Origin of the sequence: Haemophilus haemolyticus (assembly GCF_001679045.1) — a bacterium.
GTDB lineage: Bacteria > Pseudomonadota > Gammaproteobacteria > Enterobacterales > Pasteurellaceae > Haemophilus > Haemophilus haemolyticus.
Genome location: NZ_LYCK01000009.1, coordinates 1 through 663 on the forward strand (window position 1 = coordinate 1; position 663 = coordinate 663).

The window sequence follows — 663 nt, forward strand, 5'->3', positions numbered from 1 at the left end:
AATGCAGGTTGGAACTTACAAAACAACGGCGAAGCTCGTGACTTTGTGAAACCGTACGACACAGTAAATTTTGTAGATGGACTCAATACCAAAGCGGTAGTGACCACGGATGCAGAAGGAAAAGTAAGTAATGTACAAATAGATGTAAAAGACTTACCGATCGCATATACAAATGAAGCTGGAGATAAAGTAGTTAAAGCAGCAGATGGAAAATATTACAAAGAAAGCGATTTAGCTGGAAAAGTATATGATCCAAAAACTAAGAAGTTTAAAAATGCAGATGGAACAGCATTGGCTAATCAACCAACAGAAGTAGCTGGAGATACGGTAAAAACTAATTTAGTAAATCCAAATGCAGAAGCAAACAAAGCTGGAAATGCAACACAATTAGGAAATGTTGCAAGTGGTGCGAATACGTTTGCTCCAGTAGAGGACAAGAAATTAGGTAATGATGGTAAATGGTATAATGCAGCGGACGTACTTCCAAATGGTCAACCGAAAGAGAATGTACAACCAGTAGCAAAACCAGATAATGTTGGCAAAGCAGGTTTGATTGACTTCAGCAACTCTAATCCTAACAATGCAGCCACTGTAGGAGATTTACAAAACTTAGGTTGGGTCGTCTCTGCAGAAGGTAATGGTTACTCAGACCAAGTGCGTAAT

General features: G+C 38.9%; 1 pseudogene. It reads left to right on the top strand.

Annotated features, from left to right (window positions below):
- Positions 1-663 (top strand): annotated as a pseudogene (locus A8M50_RS08945) (hypothetical protein); the annotation flags it as partial.